The organism is Nostoc sp. CHAB 5715, assembly GCF_020829685.1.
GTDB lineage: Bacteria > Cyanobacteriota > Cyanobacteriia > Cyanobacteriales > Nostocaceae > Nostoc.
The window spans coordinates 1-7,244 of record NZ_JAIVFR010000316.1; the positions used below are offsets into that span (position 1 = coordinate 1).

Sequence of the window (7,244 nt, forward strand, 5' to 3'; positions counted from 1 at the left end):
TGCTGAATCATGGGATGATTTAGCTCAATTTGGAATGAGTTTTCAATGGTTTCACCCGCAAATTCATTCCGAATTTATGCAACGCCAAAAATACTTGTAGGTTAAGTCATAACACTAACTCAAGAATATATCTTCTGCTAGATTCAGAGTAACTTGCTAAAGCATTTGTTGAAAGTGATTTGACTTACAGCAGTTTTCATGTATTTGAACCACATCTGTTGTAGGGGTAAAGCGCAATGCTCATACGTGTCAACTTAAGCTAGAAATGGCTTATCTGTTAACTTCCTCACCCGCCTTGGAATGAATTCCTTTGGCTTTTAGCTAAAGTCTACTAAAGTAGACTAAAGATTTTTGGCTATATTTAGTCATCTTCAGATGAGTTTCGCTATTAGCAAGGAACTTCAGTTCCTTGCGGGACAGCACTTTTACGTTAAGTTGACACCAATGAGCAATCCGCTTTACCCCTACCGCGTGGTCTATTTACCTGAAAATAGCTGTAATACAGCATTTCATTAATTCGTAGCGAATTAATGGCAATAGCTTGCAATGCCAATGCATCCCAATACAATCTTAATGCGTCCCTCTGCAATGCCAATGCATCCCGATACAATCTTAATGCGTCCCTCTACAATACCAATGCATCCCAATACAATCTTAATGCGTCCCTCTGCAATGCCAATGCATCCCGATACAATCTTAATGCGTGCCCATACATTAAATCAGTGAACAGTCAACAGTTATATATACAATTCTAAAGCGATGTCTACGACTAGCTACGCTTACGTAATCTCTCACACCCTATCATGAGCAATATTCCCCAAGTCGGACAACCAGCACCAGATTTCTCTACTCCTGACCAAAATGGCAATTCAGTCACTCTCGACGACCTCAGCAGTCAGTGGGTTGTCCTCTACTTCTACCCAAAAGATGATACACCCGGTTGTACCAACGAAGCGAAAGATTTCACCGAATTGTATCAAGACTTCAGCGAACTAGGAGCGAAAATCTTAGGCGTGAGTCTAGATTCGGGTAAATCCCATTGTAAATTTATCAGCAAACATAACTTGTCAATCACCCTCTTGAGTGACCCAGAACATATTTTGACAGAAGCTTACGGTGCTTGGCGCTTAAAAAAATTTATGGGCAAAGAATATATGGGTGTTGCTCGCTCAACTTTCCTAATTTCACCTGATAAAATTATTGTCTATGCTTGGCCGAATGTGAAAACCAAAGGTCATGCTCTGGCAGTTTTAACTAAATTACGGGAATTAGCAGCCACGTAATGCGACTGAATGCAGGTATAGTTACAGCAATGCTACGTGAATCATTTTATAGTAATAAAGCAGGATGTGAGCAGCTTATTTGAGCAAGCGATCGCCGATGCACTGAACTCAGTCAATCCTCAAAAAGTTCTGGAAGGCAAAGTCGCTAATGCTATCATTCAGGCAGGGTTTGATTTAGTGAGTTTTAATAAAACAGTGGGTCTAAATGGCGAAGTCGGTGAAATCGATGTGGAAACCAGTAACGCTATCATCGAAGTAACAACCCAAACTGCTCGAAAGTTGAAGCAAGTTCAAAAGTTGATATCAAACTCTGATTTGAATCCCTTGAACAAGCCAGTTATTCTCTATGCACCCAATTATAAATTTACTCCGGCTCAAGATATCATCGCTATTGGCAGTTATGTAGTTTGCAGTCAAGATGAATTATTAGAATTATTATCCATACTAGGAGCATAAGTAATGCCAGAACCCATTTCTCTAATTTCTAGTGCTGAGATTAAACCAGGAGAATTTTTGAGTTTTCTGCAATATTCTGGAGTATTACTACATCCAGATCATATATATGATGGACGTATTTCTAGAGACAATACTCATGTTTGGATTGTTTTAGATAACACTGAATTAAAAAATTTTAATCCTGATGAAATTGAACTCATAACCCAAAAGCTTACAGCTAAACCTCAGACTCACATTCTACTTGATGTCAGCAAAACTTCAGGAAGTGAGCAACTAGCGCTAGAGTTTGCATGTAAGTTTGCCAAAAAATGGTCTTGTATTGTTTACAACTCAAATTATCAAATCTACTCAGCACAAGAATTATTGGAGTTATGCCCAGCAGAAGCAGGCTTTGTTTGGGGAGTAGATTCAAAAGTTAATCCCATATAGACTAGATTAGGATATCTTAAAGTCTGATGAAGTTGCTCTATAAATTGCCAGCGCGATGATTGAAGTAAGGAAATAAATTTCTCGCAATTTTAAATAAACATGATTCAAGTCATCCAAGCCCAAAATGTCACTCTTGCCTACTTAAAAGAAAAATTTGCTCTATATAAATCTGAAGATGAGCAATTTTTTACAGAGTGGTTTGACTACATACCTAAAATTTCTGAATTAGAAAAGCAATCTTTAGACAGAGTTAAAAACAACTATCTCAATGTGCTTGAAAATGCTCCTCTTTTAGAAGAAGCAGTAAAATTGGTAGTATTATCTCCGTTGCTAGATTTAGCTGGTTTTTATCGTCATCCTTTTTATATTGCTACAGAAGAAAGTATAGAAATTAGCGAAGAAGTTATCATTGATAATGAAGTAAACACAGAAGACACTAAAGAAATTATCAAAGGCAAAATTGATGTCTTAGTTCTTCAAAATCAGCTATGGTTATTAGTAATTGAATCTAAGAGGTCTAGTTTTTCCTTGGCAAAGGCGATTCCCCAAGCACTGACTTATATGCTGGCAAATCCTCATCCTGAAAATCCTGCATATTCCTTAGTAATGAATGGAGAAGATTTCCAATTTATGAAGTTGATAAAACAAGATAAACCAATGTATGCTTTATCTGATAGATTTACTTTATATAGACACGAGAATGAATTATATAAAATTTTGAATATATTAAAAAGAATCGGTCAATTTTTAAGTTAATTATCTTTGATATAGCAGTCCTAAATCATTTGTGAAAATTCTATATCTCTTTCTTCTTTCTTCCCTTTGTGTCCTTGGCGTTCTTGGCGGTTCGTTTCCTTATCTATATTTTTCACGACTCCTGCAAGGATTGCTATATTCCTATTTATGGTAATCCTAAAAAACTGTTATAATATTTATACTGCATCTTTAAAATCGAATTATGGTTCAATTTATCCAAGCACAAAATGTCGGGCTTGCTTATTTGGAAGAAAAATTTAGTCTACAGCTAGCCGAAGATGATGCATTCTTCACAGAATGGTTTGAAAATTTACCGGAAATTACAGATTTAGAAAAGCCAGATTTAGATAAAATAAAACTTCATTTTCTCCGTTTAGTCAAGCGTCCTCCTTTGTCAGAAGAAACGGTGAAATTAGTAGTTTTATCTCCTTTACTCAATTTAGCTGGATTTTATGATGAGCCTTTTTATATGAGAGGTGAGCAATCAATAGAAATTTCTGCGGAAGATGAAGGAGAAGTTATTAGAGGTAGAATTGATGTTTTAGTTATTCAAGAACAATTCTGGTTATTAGTAATTGAATCTAAAAGGTTTAGCTTTTCTCTTTTAGAAACCATACCTCAAGCACTTGTTTACATGTTGGCTAATCCAAGTCAAGACAAACCTACTTTTGGATTAGTAACAAATGGTAGTGATTTTATTTTCTTGAAACTTACCAAAGAAAATCAGCCAAAGTATGCTATTTCTGACCAATTTACACTTTTGAAACGAAAAAGTGAACTGTATCAGGTTCTAAGTATATTAAAAAAATTGAGTCAAGTTTTGAGTTAATAATTATGTCTATTCTTCCTATATATCTTGATTGCCACGCTACTACACCCGTAGATGAACGGGTATTAGCAGCAATGCTCCCCTATTTCACAGAAAAATTTGGCAACCCATCTAGTATCGGTCATGTTTACGGCTGGGAAGCAGAAGCTGCTGTTAAGCAAACGCGAGAGATTTTGGCAGCAGCAATTAACGCCACTCCTGAAGAAATTGTTTTTACCAGTGGTGCAACAGAAGCGAATAATTTAGCTATTAAAGGTGTTGCTGAAGCTTATTTTAAAAAGGGTCAGCATATTATTACTGTTGCCACTGAACATAATGCAGTTATTGACCCTTGTAATTATTTAAAAACTCTTGGTTTTGAAATTACTATTCTCCCAGTTAACAAAGATGGATTGATTGATTTAACTGAGTTAAAAAAAGCTTTTCGTCCTGAGACGATTTTGGTGTCGGTAATGGCTGCAAATAATGAAATTGGTGTGTTGCAACCATTGGCAGAAATTGGGGAAATGTGCCACGATGGGCTACGCCCCGCCGGAGGCGATCGCAATATCATATTCCACACCGATGCAGCCCAAGCTATTGGTAAAATTCCCCTAGATGTGCAAGCGATGAAAATTGACTTGATGTCGCTAACCGCACACAAAGTATATGGGCCAAAGGGAATTGGGGCGCTGTACGTCCGCAGGCGCGATCGCAGAGTGCAACTAGCTCCCCAGCAGCACGGCGGCAAACATGAACGGGGGATGCGTTCTGGGACATTGTATACACCGCAAATTGTCGGCTTTGGAAAAGCTGTAGAAATCGCTTTGACAGAACAAGCAACAGAAAACCAACGTCTCACCCAGTTAAGGGAAAGCTTGTGGGAACAGCTTTCCCAACTTGAAGGAATTCATCTCAACGGACACCCTCAAGACCGATTGGCGGGAAACTTGAATATCAGCGTTGAGGGGGTGGATGGAGCCGCACTTTTGCTAGGATTGCAGCCAGTAATGGCGATTTCTTCTGGTTCTGCTTGCTCATCGGCAAGTACAGCACCCTCCCATGTTCTGACAGCACTGGGAAACTCCCAACAGCTAGCTTATGCCTCAGTGCGGTTTGGGATTGGACGGTTTAATACTCAAGAGGAGATTGATATTGTGGCGAAACATGCGATCGCTACTATTCAAAGTTTACGTAATTCCTCTTTTATGGATTCTCGCGCACAAAAGTGGCAATCTGATCTAGTTCCTGCTGATTGAGGCGAAATTCCCCAGCAGCGATGATTCCTTCCACCTGCTTAGGATTGCGTGCGCCAACGATCGCAGCCGTCACCGCCGGATTGTTTAAAGTCCAAGCGATCGCTACTTCACCGGAGGAGCGATCGTATTGCTTACCAATATGCTGTAACACCTCCACCAGCTTCAGGTTACGAGATAAACGTGGCTCCTGAAATTCACTATTATTCTTGCGCCAATCATTATCTGGTAAATTGGCAACCCGCTCAGGAGTCATCTTTCCTGTAAGCAAGCCAGATTGCATAGGTGAATACACAATCACACCTATGTTGTTTTCCTGACAAAAAGGCAGAATTTCGTTTTCGACATCGCGCTTACAGCTATTTTCAGGTAAATAGACCACGCGGTAGGGGTAAAGCGCATTGCTCATACGTGTCAACTTAAGCTAAAAGTAGCTTAACTGTTAGCTGACTCGCCCGCCTTGAACTAAAGTTCTAGGCTAATAGCTAAAGTCTACTAAAGTAGACTAAAGATTTTTCGGATTATTTAGTCATCAAGAGATGACTTTCGCTATTAGCAAGGAACTTCAGTTCCTTGCGGGACATGACTTTTACGTTAAGTTGACACCAATGAGCAATGCGCTTTACCCCTACAACAGATGTGGTTCAAATACATGAAAACTGCTGTAAATGCTCATTAGCTTAGGACTTACGCAGTGACAGAAAAGCCAAAATAGCAGGTATTTTTTGCACAGATGCAATCATAACTAATCAGCCGGACATGATTTAACAATTCAAACATTTTAGACATTTTAGACGGTTACTGAGCGTAGCCGAAGTACGGGGATTTAAACCCCGATGGTTCCTGAGCGAAGTCGTTGGCGCAGCCTCTCGTAGAGAAGGACTGAAACTGGTGCTACATATAATGGTTGGGGTCTTAAACCCTTGAACTTACGATAAAGTGTGATTTGCAAAAGGCTGAAAGACGTATTTAAATTGATATACAGGATGATTCTTTGGTAAAGTGCGTAAGTCTTAACTTGAATTCGACGGCTTATATAGTGTCCGCTTAATTAGCTCAATCAAAAAGACCTCTTGCTGATTTTACTATGCAAAATCGTCCCTCTTTGACGGGCGAGAGGGACAGCCTTGAACTAAGGTTCAAGGCAGGGAGAGGTTTGTCGAACTCATGTTAAGTCTTAAAATTCATACAGTTATTACTGTCACAACAGCAGATTAGTAATCAAAAACCTAACCTTCCAGCAGAGTTACCTGGAGAGGGGTACGGGCAAAGGTTTGCACAAGCATTACTAAAGTGGTGTTCTATTTTGCAATGAAGTAACTTTCAAGGGTTAGGAGATAAGTTTTGTGAGTTTAAGAAGTTGGTTTAATCGCGGTTGTCACTTAGGGTTGCCCTGCTTGGTGATTCTAGTGGGTGCGATTGGAATACAAGGAGGCTTACGCACATCCGCTCAGGTCACTGCTGATCCCTCTGTGGGAACTCAAGTGGAGCGAATCGACGACAGTACCTTGGATATTACGGGGGGTACAACCGTTGGCAATACAAATTTATTCCATAGTTTCAGCAACTTTAGTATTAAAACTGAGGAGATAGTCACTTTTGAAAACGCCCCTACCATCAACAATATTTTGGTGCGAGTTACAGGGAGAAATCCCTCTGACATCCAGGGAACACTTCAAGCTCAAGGTAATGCTAATTTGTTTTTAATGAATCCCAACGGCATCATATTTGGAGCAAATGCCGTTTTAAATATTAACGGTTCATTTATCGGCACAACAGCTAGTGCGATCCAGTTTCCGGGTGGTGGAGAATTTTCCATGACTTCACCAGTCAATCCGCTTAACCCCTTGCTGAGAGTGAATCCTTCTGCATTTCTATTCAATCAAATTCTATCCCAGCCTGTTAAGCCGATTCAAGTCAATGAAGCATTTCTACTCGTTCCTGAGAGTCAGAGTTTAGTGCTATTGGGAGGCGATGTGAATTTAGAAGGAGCGATCGTGTATGCTCCAGATGGTCGAGTCGAATTAGGAGGATTGGCAGCAGGGGGAACGGTAGGGTTGAACATTGATAACAACAATTTCCGTTTAAATTTTCCTGAGAGTGTAGCGCGAGCAGATGTATCTCTTACCAATTTATCTAGTAAAACGCTGGCATCTGTTGGTGCTTTGGGGAGGCGATTTCCTCTATTATTTGTACGTGGGAGCAAACCAACATAACCGCAACCAAAAGTGGCTTCCGCTTCCCGAAACTGTTTGA

General features: G+C 39.6%; 9 protein-coding genes. 8 read left to right on the plus strand and 1 reads right to left on the minus strand.

The genetic code is table 11. From position 1 onward, the window contains the following. Window positions 1-552 precede the first annotated feature (552 nt). From LC574_RS18300 to LC574_RS18330, 7 genes are all read left to right on the plus strand, one after another. A complete protein-coding gene (locus LC574_RS18300) occupies window positions 553-726 on the plus strand; it encodes a hypothetical protein (protein ID WP_229454824.1) in 174 nt (57 codons plus the stop codon). Window positions 727-803: 77 nt separating this feature from the next. After that, window positions 804-1,283: a thioredoxin-dependent thiol peroxidase gene (gene bcp, locus LC574_RS18305; protein ID WP_229454825.1), complete on the plus strand. Its 480-nt coding sequence runs from the start codon at window positions 804-806 to the stop codon at window positions 1,281-1,283. Window positions 1,284-1,319: 36 nt separating this feature from the next. Next, window positions 1,320-1,739: a hypothetical protein gene (locus tag LC574_RS18310; protein WP_229454826.1), complete on the plus strand. Its 420-nt coding sequence runs from the start codon at window positions 1,320-1,322 to the stop codon at window positions 1,737-1,739. Between the two features lie 3 nt (window positions 1,740-1,742). After that, window positions 1,743-2,168 carry a hypothetical protein gene (locus LC574_RS18315; RefSeq protein ID WP_229454827.1) on the plus strand — a complete coding sequence of 142 codons (426 nt, stop codon included), beginning with the start codon at window positions 1,743-1,745 and terminating at the stop codon, window positions 2,166-2,168. A 99-nt stretch (window positions 2,169-2,267) separates the two neighbouring features. Beyond that, window positions 2,268-2,924, plus strand: coding sequence for a type I restriction endonuclease (locus LC574_RS18320; RefSeq protein WP_229454828.1), 657 nt, complete (start codon window positions 2,268-2,270; stop codon window positions 2,922-2,924). Between the two features lie 202 nt (window positions 2,925-3,126). Next, window positions 3,127-3,753 (plus strand): restriction endonuclease subunit R, encoded by a 627-nt coding sequence (locus LC574_RS18325; protein ID WP_229454829.1) that lies wholly within the window; start codon window positions 3,127-3,129, stop codon window positions 3,751-3,753. Window positions 3,754-3,758: 5 nt separating this feature from the next. Next, the gene (locus LC574_RS18330; RefSeq protein WP_229454830.1) at window positions 3,759-4,991 is read left to right on the plus strand and encodes a cysteine desulfurase family protein; all 1,233 of its coding nucleotides are present in this window, start codon (window positions 3,759-3,761) and stop codon (window positions 4,989-4,991) included. On the opposite strand, the gene LC574_RS18335 is transcribed toward LC574_RS18330, so the two are convergent. Continuing rightward, entirely contained in the window at window positions 4,939-5,397 is a 459-nt protein-coding gene (locus LC574_RS18335) for an aldo/keto reductase (RefSeq protein WP_229454831.1), read from the minus strand. The two genes, LC574_RS18330 and LC574_RS18335, sit on opposite strands and share 53 nt — an antisense overlap. 937 nt (window positions 5,398-6,334) lie before the next feature. Between LC574_RS18335 and LC574_RS18340 the strand changes: the two genes are divergently transcribed. Further along, window positions 6,335-7,204: a filamentous hemagglutinin N-terminal domain-containing protein gene (locus tag LC574_RS18340; RefSeq protein WP_229454832.1), complete on the plus strand. Its 870-nt coding sequence runs from the start codon at window positions 6,335-6,337 to the stop codon at window positions 7,202-7,204. Window positions 7,205-7,244: the final 40 nt, after the last annotated feature.

What these genes read in the sequence shown, in the direction of transcription:
- LC574_RS18300 (WP_229454824.1), top strand. Translation starts at nt 553, where the DNA reads ATGCATCCCAATACAATCTTAATGCGTCCCTCTGCAATGCCAATGCAT.
- bcp (WP_229454825.1), top strand. Translation starts at nt 804, where the DNA reads ATGAGCAATATTCCCCAAGTCGGACAACCAGCACCAGATTTCTCTACT.
- LC574_RS18315 (WP_229454827.1), top strand. Translation starts at nt 1,743, where the DNA reads ATGCCAGAACCCATTTCTCTAATTTCTAGTGCTGAGATTAAACCAGGA.
- LC574_RS18320 (WP_229454828.1), top strand. Translation starts at nt 2,268, where the DNA reads ATGATTCAAGTCATCCAAGCCCAAAATGTCACTCTTGCCTACTTAAAA.
- LC574_RS18325 (WP_229454829.1), top strand. Translation starts at nt 3,127, where the DNA reads ATGGTTCAATTTATCCAAGCACAAAATGTCGGGCTTGCTTATTTGGAA.
- LC574_RS18330 (WP_229454830.1), top strand. Translation starts at nt 3,759, where the DNA reads ATGTCTATTCTTCCTATATATCTTGATTGCCACGCTACTACACCCGTA.
- LC574_RS18335 (WP_229454831.1), bottom strand. Translation starts at nt 5,397, where the DNA reads ATGAGCAATGCGCTTTACCCCTACCGCGTGGTCTATTTACCTGAAAAT.